14 protein-coding genes are annotated in these 18200 nt (G+C 62.5%); 7 read left to right on the top strand and 7 right to left on the bottom strand.

Annotated features, from left to right (window positions below; translation table 11 throughout):
* Nucleotides 1–23: 23 nt before the first annotated feature.
* The 6 genes from AC07Y0_RS01065 to gmd are packed head-to-tail and all read right to left on the bottom strand — an operon-like array spanning nucleotide 24 to nucleotide 6985.
* Complete coding sequence (locus AC07Y0_RS01065; protein WP_498673673.1) at nucleotides 24–1037, bottom strand: UDP-N-acetylmuramate dehydrogenase; 1014 nt, start codon at nucleotides 1035–1037, stop codon at nucleotides 24–26.
* A gap of 33 nt (nucleotides 1038–1070) precedes the next feature.
* Complete coding sequence (locus AC07Y0_RS01060) at nucleotides 1071–2504, bottom strand: oligosaccharide flippase family protein (RefSeq protein ID WP_498673672.1); 1434 nt, start codon at nucleotides 2502–2504, stop codon at nucleotides 1071–1073.
* Nucleotides 2505–2541: 37 nt separating this feature from the next.
* The gene (locus AC07Y0_RS01055; RefSeq protein WP_498673670.1) at nucleotides 2542–3600 is read right to left on the bottom strand and encodes a polysaccharide pyruvyl transferase family protein; all 1059 of its coding nucleotides are present in this window, start codon (nucleotides 3598–3600) and stop codon (nucleotides 2542–2544) included.
* Complete coding sequence (locus AC07Y0_RS01050; protein ID WP_498673667.1) at nucleotides 3597–4964, bottom strand: WcaI family glycosyltransferase; 1368 nt, start codon at nucleotides 4962–4964, stop codon at nucleotides 3597–3599. The genes AC07Y0_RS01055 and AC07Y0_RS01050 overlap by 4 nt, the downstream gene beginning before the upstream one ends.
* Complete coding sequence (gene fcl / locus AC07Y0_RS01045) at nucleotides 4961–5920, bottom strand: GDP-L-fucose synthase (RefSeq protein ID WP_498680156.1); 960 nt, start codon at nucleotides 5918–5920, stop codon at nucleotides 4961–4963. The genes AC07Y0_RS01050 and fcl overlap by 4 nt, the downstream gene beginning before the upstream one ends.
* 3 nt (nucleotides 5921–5923) lie before the next feature.
* Nucleotides 5924–6985 (bottom strand): GDP-mannose 4,6-dehydratase, encoded by a 1062-nt coding sequence (gene gmd, locus AC07Y0_RS01040; RefSeq protein ID WP_498673665.1) that lies wholly within the window; start codon nucleotides 6983–6985, stop codon nucleotides 5924–5926.
* A 531-nt stretch (nucleotides 6986–7516) separates the two neighbouring features.
* Here gmd and AC07Y0_RS01035 point away from each other — a divergent pair.
* The 7 genes from AC07Y0_RS01035 (at nucleotide 7517) to AC07Y0_RS01005 (ending at nucleotide 17173) form a co-directional block, all read left to right on the top strand.
* Nucleotides 7517–8965 carry an O-antigen ligase family protein gene (locus AC07Y0_RS01035; RefSeq protein ID WP_498673664.1) on the top strand — a complete coding sequence of 483 codons (1449 nt, stop codon included), beginning with the start codon at nucleotides 7517–7519 and terminating at the stop codon, nucleotides 8963–8965.
* A 373-nt stretch (nucleotides 8966–9338) separates the two neighbouring features.
* A complete protein-coding gene (kdpF, locus tag AC07Y0_RS01030; RefSeq protein ID WP_498673662.1) occupies nucleotides 9339–9440 on the top strand; it encodes a K(+)-transporting ATPase subunit F in 102 nt (33 codons plus the stop codon).
* An 18-nt stretch (nucleotides 9441–9458) separates the two neighbouring features.
* Nucleotides 9459–11168: a potassium-transporting ATPase subunit KdpA gene (kdpA, locus tag AC07Y0_RS01025; RefSeq protein ID WP_498673661.1), complete on the top strand. Its 1710-nt coding sequence runs from the start codon at nucleotides 9459–9461 to the stop codon at nucleotides 11166–11168.
* Between the two features lie 11 nt (nucleotides 11169–11179).
* Nucleotides 11180–13216: a potassium-transporting ATPase subunit KdpB gene (gene kdpB / locus AC07Y0_RS01020; RefSeq protein ID WP_498673659.1), complete on the top strand. Its 2037-nt coding sequence runs from the start codon at nucleotides 11180–11182 to the stop codon at nucleotides 13214–13216.
* Nucleotides 13217–13218: 2 nt separating this feature from the next.
* On the top strand, nucleotides 13219–13788 hold the full coding sequence (gene kdpC, locus AC07Y0_RS01015; RefSeq protein WP_498673657.1) for a potassium-transporting ATPase subunit KdpC: 570 nt from the start codon (nucleotides 13219–13221) through the stop codon (nucleotides 13786–13788).
* Nucleotides 13789–13796: 8 nt separating this feature from the next.
* The gene (locus tag AC07Y0_RS01010; RefSeq protein ID WP_498673656.1) at nucleotides 13797–16487 is read left to right on the top strand and encodes an ATP-binding protein; all 2691 of its coding nucleotides are present in this window, start codon (nucleotides 13797–13799) and stop codon (nucleotides 16485–16487) included.
* Entirely contained in the window at nucleotides 16484–17173 is a 690-nt protein-coding gene (locus AC07Y0_RS01005; RefSeq protein ID WP_498673653.1) for a response regulator, read from the top strand. The genes AC07Y0_RS01010 and AC07Y0_RS01005 overlap by 4 nt, the downstream gene beginning before the upstream one ends.
* A gap of 233 nt (nucleotides 17174–17406) precedes the next feature.
* On the opposite strand, the gene AC07Y0_RS01000 is transcribed toward AC07Y0_RS01005, so the two are convergent.
* Nucleotides 17407–18039 (bottom strand): sugar transferase, encoded by a 633-nt coding sequence (locus AC07Y0_RS01000; RefSeq protein ID WP_498680155.1) that lies wholly within the window; start codon nucleotides 18037–18039, stop codon nucleotides 17407–17409.
* Between the last annotated feature and the right edge of the window lie 161 nt (nucleotides 18040–18200).

The following is an 18200-nucleotide window of genomic DNA, read 5'->3' as shown; positions in this document are numbered from 1 at the left end:
CTTCCCATCTGTTCACGGCGGCGTCAGAACGCTTCAATGATTTCGTTTTCGAGTGGCAAACGGCCACCGGTCAATGCCTGCATCTGCTGTATGAAAGCGATCATCGCGTCTGTTCCCTGGCCGCGATTGACCAGGCAATTCATCGTCTTGTCCGAGAATGGCTGGATCGAATAGGACAGCCCAAGCCGCTTGACGAGATAGGCATTGATCCATTTGCGGTCGGTCGGCGTTCCCTTGAGGAAATACTTCGCGAACCGTCGTCTCCACAGGTCGTATTTCATCATCCACCGGACCGACTTGTCCCGGCCGGCAAAAATGTCATAGGGCGACCCGGAGAACAGGCTGCCGAGATTGGGATAAAGGAAATCCTGATAGCGATGACGCTTTTCGTGGAAGAGTTCCATCTTCGCATAGATGGACGCGACATTCCCCGGGGTCCCGCTGAAATAGGCACGCAGTATCGTCCCAACGAGTTGCCCTTTCCGCAGAAGCGAAGAGCGATGGTCAAGGCCGAGTTCTTCGGCAGTGACGCGGCGAACGGAGCCGCCGGCGTCGGCAAGATCAACAGCGAGCAGTGTATCCTTTATTTCCGAGCCGTAGGCCCCGGCATTCATGAAGATTCCGGCGCCGACGGTGCCCGGTATCCCCTCCAGCCCCTCAAATCCACGAAATCCGGCATAGAGCGCCTGCCGGGACAACTCCGGCAAGGAGGCGCCGCACTCGGCGACGAGCTCACCGTTGGCGACGGATATGTCGTTGAGCCACAGAGTACAGATGAGGACCGAATAGTCGGTCGCATCCTTGAAGAGGAGGTTCGAGGTATTGCCGATGATCTTGAAGCGCTGGCCGATCTCGACCATGTGGCCCAGCATCGATACCAGGCTGTCGACGCTTCGCGGATAGACGACATAGCGTGCCGTTCCCCCGGTCTTCAGATAGCTGTATTTGCTCAGGCTGACATTCTCGAAGACCTCGAGGCCATGCGCGTCACAGAACGCCGGCAGATCGATCGCCTTCGGTTTTTCAAGCGTCTGCATCACACATCTCCGTTCACCTTGTGCGTCACGGCGTCACTTGCGCAGGTAGCGTTCAAGGGTAGGCAACAAGCTGCGGTCCACTATCAGTGCGACGCAGAGGTACGCGACACACGCAATCGCGGTCGAAATCGTGTCGACGGCAACAGCCGGAATCGTTCCGAGTTCCGGCGTCATCGACATCGTCGCAAGATGGAGAGCGGCCGCGCAGGCCAGGAACGGCAGTGCGGTTTTTGCCTGCAGGCGGCTGCTATGAAACACCGACATGCCGATCTGTCTTGCTGCCAGGGGAAAGATCAGCACGCCACTCAGCGCTGTTTCCAGGGCAACCGCGATCGCTGCACCCTCGTAGCCGCCCAATGCAGCGCCCGCGGCGGCGGCCACCATGATGCCCACGGCATCGGCGACGAGAAGGCCGGCCCGCATCCGCCAGCGGCCTTTCGCCTCCATCGTGACCGTGCCCAGCGTGGCATAGATGCGTAGCGGCAAGGCAATGGCCATGGCAACCGCTGTCACCGTCGACGGATCCCACTTGCCTGCCCATACAGAGTGAATGAGTTGCGGCAGGAGCCCCACGGCCACCAGGCACATCATTCCACACAGGAAGCCGATCATCACGCCGATCTTGGCGATCATGTCCTGCAGCTTCGCCGCGTCCTCCTTGATCGAGGAGAACAACGGCAGGAAGGTCTGGTTGATGGCCGTCGTCAGGAGAATGCCGATGTTGGCGGTCAGCATGAAACCGAAATAATAGTAGCCCAGTTCCTGCTGGGTCATGAGATAACCAAGGACCAGATAGTCGCCATTGCGCATAAGACCGAAGAGGAAACTGATGAAAATCAGCCAGCGCAACGAAATGAAGATTCCGGAGAAGGTCCGTAGCGACAGGCGGTAGTTCACCGTCACTCTGCCCGCCACGCGAACGTAGAGCAGATAACCTGCGAGCTGGGAAAGTACGGTCGCCACAGCGATCGTCATGTAGTCGAAGCCGAGAAAGGCAAAGGCAATCAACGCGGCATTGTAGAGGAATGCCAGCATGATGGCCGCCATCTGCAGATCACGGAACCGGAAGGCAATACTGAGTTTTGCACTATAGATCGCGCTCAGGGACATCACCGGGATCGATATGGCACTGACGCAGAGGATTTCGACGAGCTGGGGCACGCCGTAGGTCGCCGCCAGTGCAAAGGAGGCCGCAACCAACAGCAAGCCACCGATCCCTCCGAGATAGAGCGAAAATGCCGCGTAGTTGCCGACGAGACCGTCGAAGTTTTCCTTCTGCTGGATCAGCGCCTTCGACACACCGGCATTCTGGAAGCCGGCCATCAGCGACAGCGCCATGGAAGCGACCGCGAATGCGCCATAGGTCTGGGCGGAGAGCAGGTAGCCGAGAACGATCTGGGAAGCGAAGGACGCGACCTTCGAAACCAGAACGGAAAATATCGCCCAGGCCATGCCCTTGGCGGCCATAGCTGCTCCGATGAGCCTAGGCTTCTGGGACATCCGATCATGCCCCCCTCAAGGCCGCCATGAACGCCTCCTGGGATGCTGCCACCCGCTGATCGCGGATTGCTCCCAGTTCCAGCGAAAGCGGGGTTGAAGCCACAGCGGAAATCGTCTTGGCGTCGGCGTCGGCCGCTACCACACGTCCGCCCTCGCCCATCCAATCGAGAAGCGACAGAATTTTCTGCTCCTTCCCGGGCGTCAGGAAGACACTGAAGGGCGTCTCGTATTTCAGCGACAGCGCGGCGCCGTGGAAAAGCGAAGTGACATGGCACGTCGCTGCCTTGACATGGCCGATCCACTCCCGTGGCGTTGCCTTCACATACATGTCTTCATGACCGGGATAGGCGACCCCGACGCTGATGGGCCGCAGCTTCAACTGCCGGGCGGCCGCAATTGCCTGCTCGACCTGCGACCGGCTCATCCCGCCGGAAATCATCATGAACTCCCCGAGACCCGGATCGACCGGTCCCAGATCGGTCAGGAATGTGGGGTCCACGACCCGCGTCGCCTCCAGGCCGAGATCCCTGACGAAAGACTGCGTCGCCGGATCTCTGACGAGAATCTGCGAAAATGCGGTGAGAGCCGATTTCATTTTTTCGCGCATGACGGCGGAGGGCACATAGGAGCCTATCGAGGCCGCATAGCTGATCTTCCTGATCCCCGGACGGACGGGAAAGTCGAGGATATAGGGCGCCATATATCCGAGGTAGTTTCCGAAGTTCCACAGCTCATCGCTTCCGCAAACGAGTGCTTCATAGTCTCGACAAAGATCGGCGACCGCGCTGGAAAAGAAAGTTGCCCGTCTGGAAAGAAGAGCCATTTCGGAGATAGAGGCTCGAAAGCCGTTGTTTCGAGAATACTCTCTGCCGAACCGCTGAATTTCCAGTTTTGTCAGCGCCCTGACGAGAGTCATGTTCCTGCGGACTTCATGGCGCCAGGGGCGAAAGTCGACCAACTCGGCGTCTATGCCGGCCGAAGCGAGGAAACCCTGCACCGACGCAGCCTGGAGCTGGGCACCGAAATTGTTGATGTCGTGATAGGTGAGAATCCCGACCTTCATCTGCCTGCCTTCTGTCCGTCGCCGGTTGGATATCCAAGGTCCGAAACGGCGCGTTCGCCGCCCGCCTGAAACGCGCCCCGCGGCAGCACGAAACGGGTCAACTCGGCCAGGCCATTTTGCTTTGACAACCCCTTAGCCAATCGGCCCTGATCGGCCTTGCTGGTGGGTGTTTCATTCGCAGCCGCCCGGCGGATCGCCTCCGCAAGCAACTCTGCATCCCCGGGCGGGGTGACGATAGCCGTGTCGCCGACGAAGTCGGCCAGTTCCGTGCCTGGGTCGGCGGTCACGACGATCTGCCTGCCGGAGGCGAGCATGCCGCCAAGCTTGGACGGCAGCACGAGGTCGGCGGCACCCCTGTCCTGCGGCAGGGCGTGCAGATCAGCCATGTTGAGGAATGCGTTGAGGCGCGCATAGGGCTGGAACGGCAGGAAGCGCACGCTCGGCAGATGGCCATAGCGCTTTGCGAGCTCGCTTTTCGACGGCCCCTCGCCGGCGATGACGAACTTGATCCGCGGCTGGTGGCGCAGCCGTTCGGCAGCGTCCAGCAACACGTTCAGGCCCTGCTTCGCCCCGATATTGCCCGAGTAAAGCACGACGAAATCCTCGTCGGAAAAGCCGAGTTCGGCGCGATAGGGGCTGACCTCCTCCATCGGATAGATGTGCGAGAGATCCACCCAGTTGCGCACGATCGCCACGCGATCCGGCGAAACGCCCTTCTCCGACAGCTTGTCGGCCATGCGCATGGAAATGGTCACGACCTGATGGAAACGACGCAGGGCAAGACGCTCGTAAGCCAGACCAAGCGCCTTGATCCACTTGAACCCGGCCAGGTGGCCGACGGCGAAGGCAGCGTCGACTTCTAGGTCCTGCACGTGCAAGACGGTCCGCGCGCCCACCAGCCAGGCGGCGAATTGCGCGACAGGTGCGGCGAAAAGGGTCGGCTCGACGCAAAAGACGGTGACCGGCCGGCGCTTGACGATCTGCCAGAACACCACCGGGGCCGAGGTGAGCGCAAAGCTTGCCGGCGCCAGCAGTCGCCAGACGCCGCCCATCCTCTCGCGCAGGAGCAGCGGCACCCGGAACACCAGCACACGCTCTTCCTTCGCCTTGGAATAGCGGTTCCCATGGCTCTGCTGGACTTTCCAGCCGGGATAGTGCGGCGGGGTGGTCACCACGGTCACGTCGGCACCGAGGCTCGCCAGGTGCTCGGCGATTTCGCCGATATAGCGGCCGACGCCCGCCATTTCCGGCGCGTAGTTCATTCCATAGACCAGGACCTTGCTTGCCTTAAGGCCTGCAGCCTCGAGCGATGCACGTGCTGTCGAAAGGTCCTGAAGCGGTGCCGTTTGAAACATGTCGCTCATCCCTGCGTCCCGGCCGTGCGATCGACGAACTGTCCGTCCTGGAACGCCTGGTAAGCCTCGGCAATGCCCTCCGCGAGAGCGATCCGGGGCGCCCAGCCCATGTCGCGCAGCCGCTTCGCACTCATCAGCTTGCGCGGCGTGCCATCCGGTTTGGAAAGGTCGTGCTCGACCCCGCCATCGAAGCCGACGATGTCGCAGACGAGCCTGGTCAGTTCGAGAATGGTGATGTCCTCGCCGGAGCCGACATTGACGTGGCTTTCGTCGGAATAGGACTTCATCAGAAAGACGCAGGCGTCGGCGCAGTCGTCGACGTGCAGGAATTCGCGGCGCGGGGTGCCCGTGCCCCAGACCGTGATGGCACCGGCACCGGATTGCTTCGCGTCGTGCGCCTTGCGGATCAGGGCCGGCATGACATGGCTGGTATTCAGGTCGAAATTGTCGCCGGGCCCGTAGAGATTGGTCGGCATGGCCGAGATGAAGTCGCAGCCATGCTGGCGCCGATAGGCCTGGCACAGCCTGATCCCCGCGATCTTGGCGATCGCATACCATTCGTTGGTCGGCTCCAGTGCACCGGTCAGGAGCGCATCCTCGGTGATCGGTTGGGCGGCGAATTTCGGATAGATGCAGGAGGAGCCGAGAAAGAGCAGCTTCCCCACGCCGCTGCGGTAGGCGGCGTGAATGACGTTGGTCTCGAGGATCAGGTTCTCGTAGAGGAAGTCGGCGGGATAGGTGTCGTTGGCAAGGATGCCCCCGACCTTGGCCGCGGCGAGAAAGACGGCGTCCGGGCGGTTCTTGTTCATCCAGGCTTCGACGGCATCCTGCCGCCGAAGGTCCAGTTCGGCGCGCCCCGCGGTCAGAACCTCGCAGCCCTCCGAGGCAAGCCGGCGAACGATGGCCGAGCCGACCATGCCCCGATGCCCGGCAACCCAAACCCGCTTTCCAGCCAGATCGTACATCAATCAAGCCTCTTTCATGATCGTCGCGGTCTGCATCACCTTCAGGTCTTCGTTGACCATTTCCCGGCACAGCGCCCTGACGCTCGTCTCGTGCTTCCAGCCCAGCTTCTCGTGGGCCTTGGTCGGATCGCCGATCAACAGCTCGACCTCGGTCGGCCGGAAATAACGAGGATCGACCTCGACGATGCACTTGCCGGTGACGGCGTCATAGCCCTTCTCGTTCACGCCCTCGCCGCGCCACTCGAGGCGCATGCCGACGTCTTCGAAGGCCCACTCGACGAACTTGCGCACCTCCGTCGTCTCGCCGGTCGCCAGAACGTAGTCGTCGGGAATGTCCTGCTGCAGCATCAGCCACATGCCCCGGACATATTCCCGCGCGTGGCCCCAGTCGCGCTTGGCGTCCAGATTGCCGAGATAGAGCTTTTCCTGTTTGCCGAGCCGGATCGCCGCCGCCGCGCGGGAAATCTTGCGGGTGACGAAGGTCTCGCCCCGCAGCGGGCTCTCGTGGTTGAACAGGATGCCGTTACTGCAATGCATCCCGTAGGCTTCGCGATAGTTGACGACGATCCAGTAAGCATAGAGCTTGGCGGCCCCATAGGGGCTGCGGGGATAGAACGGGGTCTTCTCACTCTGCGGCACTTCCTGCACCAGCCCGAAGAGCTCGGACGTGGACGCCTGATAGAAGCGCGTCTTGTTCTCCAGCTTCAGGATGCGGATGGCCTCGAGGAGCCTGAGCGCGCCGATGGCGTCCGAATTGGCGGTGTATTCCGGCGTCTCGAAGGACACCGCAACATGCGACTGGGCCGCCAGATTGTAGATTTCGTCGGGCTGGCACTCCTGCACGACCCGGATGAGATTGGTGGAATCCGTCAGGTCGCCGTAGTGGAGCTTGAATCGCTGATCCTTCTCATGTGGATCCTGGTATATTTGCTCGATCCGCCCCGTGTTGAACGACGATGATCTGCGCTTGATTCCATGGACAATATAGCCCTTCGCAAGCAAAAGCTCAGCCAAGTAGGCCCCGTCCTGACCCGTTACGCCGGTTATCAGAGCTACCTTCGCCATTTATTACCCTTTTCTCAGATATTTCAACGACACAGCGTATATATTATATTTCAGCAATGTATTTACCGACAAACTTACAATATTCATCACTGTGCTGCAGCGCAATAAGCTAGATTGTGATTAGTTAATTTAAGTACAGATTATCGAAACGGCGCAAACCCGTGAATTGCACTTATTTAGGCATGAGTCAGTTACTCAATAGGCAATCACGTCAAATAATAGGCAGAAAATTCAACAACACCAAAATTGGACGATGAAGTTTACATGAACGCCATGACAGTGTCGTCTATCGACTGATGAACATTATGTGACAGATACGTCTATGCCAGCTGCCACAATTCACCTCGGCTGCTAGACAACGAGCGCCAAGCGCCGATAGAACTGCGCTGCATTGCTCCGGCCGCCTGAGGCGGGGTGATGGCGACGAGGCAGCGCACTTCGGTGAAGCAAGATGTCCTTGCGTCACAGCGCCGTCTCGCCGGGGATGGAGAACAGCGTCTTGTGCAAAACAGGCGACGAGGGAGTGGGGTCATGTCGTTGACAAGCGAGCGCGGCGAAAACGGTGCCGAAGCGAGCCGAGTAGAGACAATGCTGTTCCTCGCCTTCATCACGATTTCGGTTGCGGGCCTGTTGCCGCGCGGCTCCGTATCCGTTGAAAGCACGAACATCTTCGCCTCGCTGATGTTCGTGGTGGCGAGCGGTGCGGCGATCCTTCTGGGCGCGCCGCAGCGGACCTACGGCCTGTTCCGCCTCGCCTTGTCGATACTCCTCGTACTGTCGCTGTGGATCGTCCTGCAGACGGCCGATCTCTCCGTCACAGGCCTTGGCAATCCCGGCTGGCCCGAGGCGAATGCGGTCAGCGGGCGGAGCGGCGCCACGATCTCGGTGGCACCGGCCGATACCTTCTCCGCCCTCGTCCAGATTGCAGCACCCTTCGTCGCCTTCATGGGCGGGCTCGTATTCTGTCGCTCGGAGGAGCGGGCGATCGGCATGCTGCGTGCGCTGGCGATCTCCGCCGGCATCGTCGCGACGCTCAGCCTCGTCCAGTATCTGCTGTTTCCGAACTACCTGCTGTTCTGGGAGAAGCACGACTATCTGCGGAATTTCACCTCGGTCTTCGTCAACCGCAACACCGCCGCGACCTTCCTCGGTTTCACCACGATCCTGCTGACCGGTCTGCTCTGGCAATCCGAACAGGAAGGGACGCTCACGGCGCTGCTGCGCCGGCTGATCGACGGGAAGCCCGCCCGCAAGTCCCGCGGCACCGGCCAGGCGATCCTGCTTTTCGGCCTGCTCGTGCCGACCGTCACCGGCCTGATGCTGACCCAGTCGCGCGCCGGCATCGCCAGCACCTTCGTCGCCATGCTGCTTCTTCTCACCTACCTGGCGGCGACGCGACAGGAGTCATCGCGCTACGCCTCCCCGGTCAGGAGCAGGCAGTTACGCTCCAGGCTGATGGCGATTGCAGCCGTGTTCGCCGGGCTGCTCGCCATCGGACTGGTGTTCTCCGGACGCGTCATGCTGAGGGCCGAGCTGGGTGGCGTGGACGAAAGTCGCCTTTGCGTGGCCGCCGGCATTCTTCGCGCCATATGGGACTACCCGCTGACCGGCATGGGGTTCGGAACATTCGAGGCCGGCTTTCCTGCCTATCGCTCGGCCGAATGCTCGTTCGAAGACGTCTGGGACCGGGCCCACAATTTCTATCTGGAAGGCACTTTGGGCCTCGGCGTGATCTTCCTGGCCGGGCTCGCAATTGCCATCGGCGCTCTGATGAAGACCTTCATGACAGGCCTCAGGGAGCGGCGCAAAGCCCGGATCTATCCCGCGATGGGGATAGCCATCCTCGTTCTCGCCCTGCTGCATTCGGTGCTCGACTTTTCCCTGCAACTGCCTGGACTGGGGTTGTTTTTCGCCGCAACGCTCTCACCGCTGGCTTCCATCTCGCTCGCCCGCACGAGGCGATCAAGAACCGCCCGCTGAAGCGGTCTGCACGGACAGGGCGGCCTGGCCGGCGGCACCGAAGGCAGGCGCAGCAATATAGGCAGGCGTAAACTTCGAAACTATCCGGTCCCTCCTCGCCTCGAACGGCTTCGAACGTCCCGATCCGGCCGTTCTCGTCGGCGGATCCCGGACGCAGTCGCTGCGCGAAGCCTTTAAAGCGTTTCCGACAAGGTCGCCTTTATCTTTTCCTTATGCCTGCCTGACGACTCCCCAATCGAAACCTGACCCCGGCCGCCCTTAATTCTCTTTCTGCATCAACAGGAGAATTGGACATGTCCGACCTCATCTTCCTCGCGCTCGGAGGCGGCACACTTCTCGTGCTCGCGCTCTACGCCCGCGCCCTCGACCGGCTATGACGGAGGCCAGCATGATTGAAGCTCTTTTCGGCCTTTTCGTCGCCGTCGCCCTTGGCGTCTATCTCGTGGTCACGCTTCTGCGACCCGAACGCTTCTGATTTTCGAGGAGTATTCCCATGACCATTGTCGGGTGGCTGCAGATCAGCCTCCTCTTCCTCGCCGTGCTCGCCGCCATCAAGCCGCTGGGGCTTTACATGGCGCGGGTGTTCTCCGGCGAACGCACCTTCCTCTCACCCGTTCTTGCCCCCGTGGAAGTCGGCCTCTATCGCATGGCCGGCATCCAGCGTGACAAGGAACAGGGCTGGCTCGCCTATACGGTTTCCATGCTGGCCTTTTCGCTAGCCGGTTTCCTCGCTCTTTACGCGATCCTCAGGCTGCAGGCCTACTTGCCGCTCAACCCTCAGGGTTTTGCCGGCATGGCGCCGGATCTCGCCTTCAACACGGCGGTGTCCTTCGTCACCAACACCAACTGGCAGAACTATGCCGGCGAAACGACGCTCGGCCATTTCGCCCAGATGGCCGGCCTTACCGTGCAGAACTTCCTGTCGGCTGCCACCGGCATGGCGCTCGCCATCGCCTTCAGCAGGGCCTTCGTCCGCTCCAAGGTCTCGACGCTCGGCAATTTCTGGGTCGACATGACCCGTGCCACGCTCTACGTGCTCTTGCCGATCGCCATCGTCGTCGCCCTGGCCTTCGTGGCCATGGGCCTGCCCCAGACGCTCGACGCCTCGGTGACCGCAACGACGCTGGAAGGCGGCCAACAGGTCATCGCGCTTGGTCCCGTCGCCTCCCAGGAAGCTATCAAGCAACTCGGCACGAACGGCGGTGGCTTCTACAACGTCAATGCCGCCCATCCCTTCGAGAATCCGACTGCCTGGTCGAATTATCTCAACATCTTCGCGATGCTGTCGATCTCGGCGGCACTCGCCTATACCTTCGGCCAGATGGTCGGCAATCGTCGCCAGGGCTGGGCCCTGATCACGGCCATGGCCGTGCTGCTGATCGCCGGCGTCGCCGTCACCTATTGGGCGGAAGCCCAGGGCAATCCGATCCTGACTTCGCTTGGCGTCGATCCGGCGCTCGGCAACATGGAGGGCAAGGAAGTCCGCTTCGGCCAGGCCATGACTGCACTCTATGCGGCCGTCACCACCGGCCTGTCGGACGGCGGCGTCAACGGCATGCACGGTTCCTTCACCGGTCTTGGCGGCCTGGTGCCGATGTTCCTGATCCAGCTCGGCGAGGTTCTGCCCGGCGGCGTCGGCTCGGGCCTCTACGGCATGCTGGTCTTCGCGCTGCTTTCCGTCTTCGTGGCAGGCCTGATGGTCGGCCGCACGCCGGAGTTTCTCGGCAAGAAGATCGAGGGTCGCGAGATGAAGTATGCCATGCTCGCCGTCCTCATCCTGCCGCTCGCCATTCTCGGTCTCACCGCCGTCTCGGCCATGCTGCCCTTCGCGGTGGCAAGCGTGGGCACGGCCGGCCCGCACGGACTGTCGGAAATCCTCTATGCCTATACATCTGCGGCGGGCAATAACGGCTCGGCCTTCGGTGGGCTCACCGGCAACACGCCCTGGTACAACACCACTCTCGGCATCGCCATGCTGCTCGGCCGCTTCGCCTATGCCGTCCCGGTCATGGCCATCGCCGGATCGCTCGCGGCCAAGGTGAAGTCGCCTGCCTCCGCCGGCACTTTCCCGACCGACGGTCCGCTGTTCGTCGGCCTGCTGGTCGGCATCATCCTCATTCTCGGCGGGCTGCAGTTCTTCCCGGCCCTTGCCCTCGGCCCCATCGTCGAACATTTCGCGATGCTGGCCGGCCAGACCTTCTGAAGGAACAGTCCATGTCAAAAGACCGTAAGGCACCGGGTTTTCTCGACCCAACCATCCTCCTGCCGGCAGCGCGCGATGCGGTGTTCAAGCTCGATCCGCGGCAATTGCTGCGCAATCCCGTGATCTTCGTGACCGAGGTCGTGGCGGCTGTCGTCACGCTGCTCTTCCTCCGCGACCTGACCAATGGCGGGGCCGACGCCGGCTTCTCCGGCCAGATCGCCGCCTGGCTGTGGTTCACGGTTCTGTTCGCCACCTTTGCCGAGGCCGTGGCGGAAGGACGCGGCCGCGCCCAGGCCGACAGCCTGAAACGCACCAAGTCGGAGCTGGCCGCACGCCGGCTCTCGCCGGACGGAAGCAGGCAGACGGTCCCGGCCACCACGCTCAAGATCGGCGACATCGTGCTGGTCGCCGCCGGCGAACTGATCCCCGGCGACGGCGAAGTGATCGACGGCGTCGCCTCGGTCAATGAGAGCGCGATCACCGGCGAATCCGCACCAGTCATCCGCGAATCCGGCGGCGACCGGTCGGCCGTCACCGGCGGCACGCAGGTGCTCTCCGACGAGATCAAGGTGAAGATCACCGTCGCCCCCGGCTCCTCCTTCGTCGACCGCATGATTGCGCTCATCGAGGGCGCCCAGCGGCAGAAAACGCCGAACGAAATCGCGCTGTCGATTCTGCTGTCCGGCCTGACCCTGATCTTCCTCTTCGTGTGCGTCGCCATCTGGGGCTTGGCCGGCTATTCCGGCACGGTCATCTCCGTCACGGTCCTGGCGGCCCTGCTGGTCACCCTGATCCCGACGACGATCGGGGGCCTGCTTTCGGCCATCGGCATTGCCGGCATGGACCGTCTCGTTCGCTTCAACGTCATCGCCACCTCCGGCCGCTCAGTGGAGGCCGCCGGCGACGTCGACACCCTTTTGCTCGACAAGACCGGGACGATCACCTTCGGCAATCGCATGGCGAGCGACTTCCTGCCGGTTCCCGGCGTCACCCAGGCACAGCTGGCGGAGGCGGCCCTTCTGGCCAGCCTGTCCGACGAAACCCCGGAGGGCCGTTCCATCGTCGCGCTGGCCACGGGCGAGCACGGCATTGCCACGCCCGAAGCCCGCTTCGATGCCGTCGTCGCGTTTACCGCCGAAACGCGCCTGTCCGGCGTGGACCAGGGCGCGCGACAGCTGCGCAAGGGCGCCGTAGATGCCGTCCTGAAATTTGCCGGCGTGAGCGAAGACGACGCGCCTTCCGAGTTTCACCGCGCTGTGGACCTGGTGGCCCGAAGCGGCGGCACGCCGCTGGCCGTGGCGGACGGCGACCGGATGCTCGGCGTCATCCACCTCAAGGATGTGGTGAAACCGGGCATCAAGGAGCGCTTCGCCGCACTCCGCGCCATGGGCATCCGCACCGTGATGGTGACCGGCGACAACCCGGTGACCGCAGCGGCGATCGCCTCGGAAGCCGGTGTCGACGACTACCTCGCCCAGGCGACACCGGAAGACAAGCTCGCCTTCATCCGGCGCGAACAGCTGGGCGGTCGGCTGATCGCCATGTGCGGCGACGGCACCAATGATGCGCCGGCACTTGCCCAGGCCGACGTCGGCGTCGCCATGCAGACCGGAACCCAGGCCGCCCGCGAGGCCGCCAACATGGTCGACCTCGATTCCAGCCCGACGAAGCTCATCGAGATCGTCGAGATCGGCAAGCAACTGCTGATGACGCGCGGCTCGCTGACGACCTTCTCGATTGCCAACGACGTGGCCAAGTACTTCGCCATCATCCCGGCGCTGTTCGTCGCCACTTATCCGGCGCTCGATGCCCTGAACATCATGGGGCTGGCCTCGCCACAATCGGCCATCCTGTCGGCGGTGATCTTCAACGCCTTGATCATCGTGGCCCTCATACCGCTAGCCCTCAAGGGTGTCGCCTATCGCCCGGCGGGTGCTGCCTCCCTTCTCCGCCGCAACCTGCTGGTCTACGGCCTGGGCGGCCTCATCCTTCCCTTTGCCGGCATCAAGGTCATCGACCTTGCGGTCAGCGCTCTCCATCTGGTGTAACCATGATCCATCACCTTCGCCCTGCCATCACTCTCGTCGTCGCCATGACCGCGCTGACCGGCCTCGCTTATCCGCTGGCGGTGACCGGCATTGCCCAAGCCGTTCTGCCGGCCCGCGCCAACGGCAGCCTGATAGAGAAAGACGGAACCGTGATCGGCTCCGCCCTGATCGGCCAGAACTTCGCCTCCGACCGCTACTTCTGGCCGCGCCCCTCCGCCACCGGACCGGACGCCTACAATGCCGGCGCGTCTTCCGGCTCGAATCTGGGCACCACCTCCGTCAAGCTCCGGGACCGTGTCGCCGTCGACGTCGAACGGCTGAAGGCAACAGGCACTACAGCCGCGCTCCCCGCCGATTCCATCACGACCTCGGGCTCGGGCCTCGATCCGCATATCTCGCCGGACTTCGCCCGCACGCAGATTGCCCGCGTGGCCAAGGCCAGGGGACTGTCCGAGGCGGCGGTCGCCGATGTGGTCGAACAGGGGATCGAAAATCGCGACTTCGGTTTCGTCGGCGAACCGCGTATCAACGTGCTAGAGCTCAACTTGAAGCTTGATGCCCTGAAGACGTGAGACGACGGATGGCGGACGACGATCGCGACAAGACCCGCAGACCGGATCCGGATGCCCTTCTTGCCCTGGCGGAAAAAGACCGCCGGGGCAAGCTGACCGTTTTCCTGGGCGCAGCACCCGGCGTCGGCAAGACCTATGCCATGCTGTCGCGCGCCGGGCGGTTGAAGGCCGACGGCGTCGATGTCGTCGTCGGCCTGGTGGAAACCCATGGCCGCGGCGAGACGGCAGCCCTTCTCGATGGCCTCGAGGTCCTGCCGAGACAACGCATCGCCCATCGCGGCCGCATGCTGGAAGAACTCGATCTCGATGCAGCCCTTGCCCGCAAGCCCCGCATCGTCATCGTCGACGAATTGGCGCACTCCAACCCCGAAGGCAGCCGCCACCCCAAGCGGCACCAGGATATCGAGGAACTGATCGCGGCCGGCATCGATGTCTGGACGGCGCTCAACATCCAGCATCTGGAAAGTCTGGCTGATCTCGTCGCTCAGATCACCGACGTCACCGTGCGGGAACGCGTGCCGGATCTCGTCCTGAAGCGCGCCGACGAGGTCATCCTCGTCGACCTACCGCCGACCGAACTCATAGACCGGCTGAAAGACGGCAAGGTCTATCTGCCGGACAGCGCCAGCCGCGCCGTCGACAGGTTCTTCCGCCTCGGCAACCTGACGGCGCTGCGCGAGCTTGCCCTTCGCCGCACGGCTGACCGCGTCGACGACCAGATGGTCGACTACCTCAAGCAGAACGCGATTGACGGCCCCTGGGCGACCGGCGAGCGACTGATCGTCTGCGTGGGGTCCGATCCCCTGTCGGAAAAGGTGGTTCGGGTGGCCAGCCGTCTGGCATCCGGGCTGAACGCACCCTGGATCGTCGTATCCATCGAGCGCGCCGATCGGGAGGTGGAAACGCCCGAACGCCTTCAGAAAATCGAGAGCCTCTTCCGACTGGCAGAACAGCTGGGCGCGGAAACCCGGCGGATCATCGGCAATGATTTCGTCGACGAGATCCTCAAGCTCGCCCGCCGCGAACACGCGACCCAGATTGTGATCGGGACGAGACGGCGACGGGGCATGGAACGGCTATTCTCGAAGTCGCTGCCAGAGGCGCTGTCGAGAAAGGCCTCCGGCCTCGGCGTCTACATGGTCACGCCCGAGAAGAACCAAAAGAGGCGCCAGACACTGCGACTGCCGGCACCGAACCTTGCCTTGTTGCCGCAATCCGCCGTGATCGCGTTCGGCTTCGTCGCCTCCACCACGGCGGCAGGAAAGGTGATCGACCAGTTCATCGATCTGCCGAACATCTCCCTCCTGTTCCTGCTCGCCGTGCTGGGCGCATCGGTGTCCGGTGGCTATGTCTCCGCATTTCTGGCCGCGCTGATGTCCACGTTGGCCTACAACTTCTTCTTCATCGACCCGCTGCACACCTTCACGATCGCCGCCGCGCATGAGGTCTTCGCGCTGTTCGTATTCCTGGCCGTGGCCATCATCGCCGGCGGCTTTGCCTCGCGCATCCGCGAACAAGCCGAGATTGCGCGGATCAGGGCGACGGCGCTTCAGTCCCTCTACGATTTCTCGCGAAAGCTGGCGAGCACCGCAAAGACCGATGACGCCATCTGGCTGACCGTGTCGCAATTGCAGACGAGCCTGAAGCGAAACGTCGTCCTGCTTCTTGTCCGCAACGAGGAATTGAGCGTGGCGGCAGCATGGCCGCCGGATACCGAGCTCGACGTGACCGACCTCACGGCGGCCCGCTGGACTCACGAGAAACGGGAAGCGGCGGGCCACGGGACCGGCACGCTGCCCAACAGTCGCTTCGAGTTTCGCCCCCTGCTCGGTCCGCACGGGATCGCCGGCGTCTGCGGCATCGAACATACGGCCGAAAGGCTCGACCTCAACGCCGAGCGTTCCCTCACGGCCATCCTCGACCAGACGGCGATCGCCCTCGATCGTGCCCGGCTCGCCGAGGAAACGGTGGCTCAGGCCGCACGCCTCGAGGGCGAACGCTACCGGGAAGCCCTGCTGTCCTCGATTTCCCATGATCTGCGGACGCCGCTGGCGACGATCACCGGCGCCGTGACCGGCCTGCGCCAGCTCGGCGCGCGCATGACGCCCGAGAATCGCGACGACCTTCTCCAATCGATCGAGGAGGAAAGCGGCCGCATGAGCCGCTTCGTCGCCAACCTCCTCGACATGACGCGCATCGAGGCCGGCACCCTGAAACCCAAGCGGGACTGGGTGGACGTGACGGACGTGATCCAGTCCGCCGTCGATCGGACGCGCAAATATGCGCCCGGCCGCGTCATCGAGACAGGCATCGCCCCGGACCTGCCGCTGATCAAGGGCGACAGCGTATTGCTGTCGCAGGTGCTGTTCAATCTTCTCGACAATGCGGTCAAGTATGGCGGCGAGGAACCGATCAACGTCTATGCGCGGCGCGATGGCACGGACGTACTGATTTCAGTCACGGACCTGGGCAAGGGCATCCCGCCGGAAGATCTGGACCGGGTCTTCGAAAAATTCTATCGCAGGGGCAAGCCGGACGGGCGGGCGCCCGGAACGGGCCTCGGACTTTCCATCGCGCGCGGTTTCATCGAAGCGATGGGTGGAAAGATCCACGCCGAAAGCCCGGCGCTGAAGAAGAGAGGAACCCGTGTCGTGATGCGGTTTCCGGGAGCCGAGGGATCGAGGACCGAGCCCAGATGACCCTGTCGCGCATTCTCGTCGTCGACGACGAGCCGCAGATCCAGCGCTTCCTGAAGCCCTCGCTGGCGGCGGCGGGCTATGAGGTCATCGAAGCCGCCACCGGGGCGGACGCGCTGAAGGCGGTCGCGACGCAAGCACCGGATCTGGTCATCCTCGACCTCGGCCTGCCTGACATGGACGGCAAGGAGGTCATCGCCAGCCTGCGCGGCTGGTCCGATATCCCGATCGTCATCCTGTCGGCCCGCGACCGGGAGAGCGAAAAGATCGCGGCTCTCGACCTGGGCGCGGATGACTATGTCGAAAAACCCTTCGGCATCGGCGAACTGACGGCCCGTATTCGCAATGCATTGCGTCACCGCGGCCGAAGCGAGGCCGTCCCCTCGATCATGGAAGTCGACGGGCTGACCATCGATCCGATACGCCGTTTGGTGTCGCGCGGCGGCGAAACGATCCGCCTCACGCCCAAGGAATATGACCTGCTTCTGCATCTGTCCCGTCATGCAGGCCGCGTCGTGACCCATCGGACATTGCTGACATCGGTCTGGGGGCCGGCCCACGCAGATGACCTCCATTACCTGCGGGTCTTCATCGGCCAACTCAGACAGAAGATCGAACGCGACCCGACGCAACCATTGATTGTCCGAACGGAACCTGGCGTCGGCTACAGGCTCATGCCGGCTGAATGAGTTTGATGACAGCCCTCCGGCGGGGCCCTGGGAAACCGATGACTGTCCGGCGGGATAGTCTCACGCCCAATCGTCGCCGGCAGCAAACACTTTAGCCACGCTCGTTACCGAGACAAAACACCGCCGCCGCAGTGCAAACGGGTTCTCCGGCCCATATCCGCCAAACGGATCGTGCCTCAACGGCGCCTGCGATCCGAGCAAGGCGGTGTGGCGACAAACGGATCCCCGGCAAATCAGAAGCCGTTGCCGCCCTTGAGCTCGGAAATGATGGTCCCGAAGATGATGCGCAGGTCGAGCCAGATGGAGAAATTGTCCACGTAATGGAGATCGCAGGCGATCCGCGCCCGCGCCTTGCCCTGGCGATCCGTCGGGCCGCGAAGCCCGCGCATCTGCGACAGACCGGTCATGCCGGGCCTCATCACATGCCGACGATGATATTCGGGGACCAGTTCCTCGTAAGGCACCCCCGCCGCCAACATGCCGACCGCATGGCAGCGCGGCCCGACCAGCGACATGTCGCCTTTCAACACATTCAGAAGTTGAGGCAACTCGTCGATATTGGTGCGCCGGATGATGGCGCCGAGACGGGTGAGCCGGGGATCGTCGCGGACCGTCTGATTGACGCCGCTGATGTCGCAACGGTCGGTCCGCATGGATCGGAACTTGAAGACGCGGATCTTGCTGCAGCCCATGCCCCAGCGTTCCTGCTTGAAGAGCACGGGACCCGGGCTGTCCAGTTTGATAAGAAGCGCCACCACCAGAAGGAAGGGCAACAATATCACCAGCGCGGTCGCGGAAATGCACACGTCGAGCGCACGTTTTGTCGCGAAATGAAGAGGTTTTTCTTGGTACAGAGCAAACGAGATATCATTTACTTTATATGTATCTGAAATATGTAGCTCAAAAGAATCGCTATGACGATTTGAGCACTCGGATCGAACGAGAATCGCCAATGTGAACCCCTACAATTTTTACAGATCACCTTAACAAGATTCAAAATAAGACAGCATTGAGCAATTGTCATCTT

The organism is Allorhizobium sp. GW101-3B10 (assembly GCF_059424725.1).
This window is presented reverse-complemented; position numbering and strand designations above follow the sequence as displayed.

Bases quoted from the DNA above. Each gene is read 5' to 3' on its own strand.
- AC07Y0_RS01065 (WP_498673673.1), bottom strand. From the start codon at position 1,037: ATGCAGACGCTTGAAAAACCGAAGGCGATCGATCTGCCGGCGTTCTGT.
- AC07Y0_RS01060 (WP_498673672.1), bottom strand. From the start codon at position 2,504: ATGGCCGCCAAGGGCATGGCCTGGGCGATATTTTCCGTTCTGGTTTCG.
- AC07Y0_RS01055 (WP_498673670.1), bottom strand. From the start codon at position 3,600: ATGAAGGTCGGGATTCTCACCTATCACGACATCAACAATTTCGGTGCC.
- AC07Y0_RS01050 (WP_498673667.1), bottom strand. From the start codon at position 4,964: ATGAGCGACATGTTTCAAACGGCACCGCTTCAGGACCTTTCGACAGCA.
- fcl (WP_498680156.1), bottom strand. From the start codon at position 5,920: ATGTACGATCTGGCTGGAAAGCGGGTTTGGGTTGCCGGGCATCGGGGC.
- gmd (WP_498673665.1), bottom strand. From the start codon at position 6,985: ATGGCGAAGGTAGCTCTGATAACCGGCGTAACGGGTCAGGACGGGGCC.
- AC07Y0_RS01035 (WP_498673664.1), top strand. From the start codon at position 7,517: ATGTCGTTGACAAGCGAGCGCGGCGAAAACGGTGCCGAAGCGAGCCGA.
- kdpF (WP_498673662.1), top strand. From the start codon at position 9,339: ATGACGGAGGCCAGCATGATTGAAGCTCTTTTCGGCCTTTTCGTCGCC.
- kdpA (WP_498673661.1), top strand. From the start codon at position 9,459: ATGACCATTGTCGGGTGGCTGCAGATCAGCCTCCTCTTCCTCGCCGTG.
- kdpB (WP_498673659.1), top strand. From the start codon at position 11,180: ATGTCAAAAGACCGTAAGGCACCGGGTTTTCTCGACCCAACCATCCTC.
- kdpC (WP_498673657.1), top strand. From the start codon at position 13,219: ATGATCCATCACCTTCGCCCTGCCATCACTCTCGTCGTCGCCATGACC.
- AC07Y0_RS01010 (WP_498673656.1), top strand. From the start codon at position 13,797: ATGGCGGACGACGATCGCGACAAGACCCGCAGACCGGATCCGGATGCC.
- AC07Y0_RS01005 (WP_498673653.1), top strand. From the start codon at position 16,484: ATGACCCTGTCGCGCATTCTCGTCGTCGACGACGAGCCGCAGATCCAG.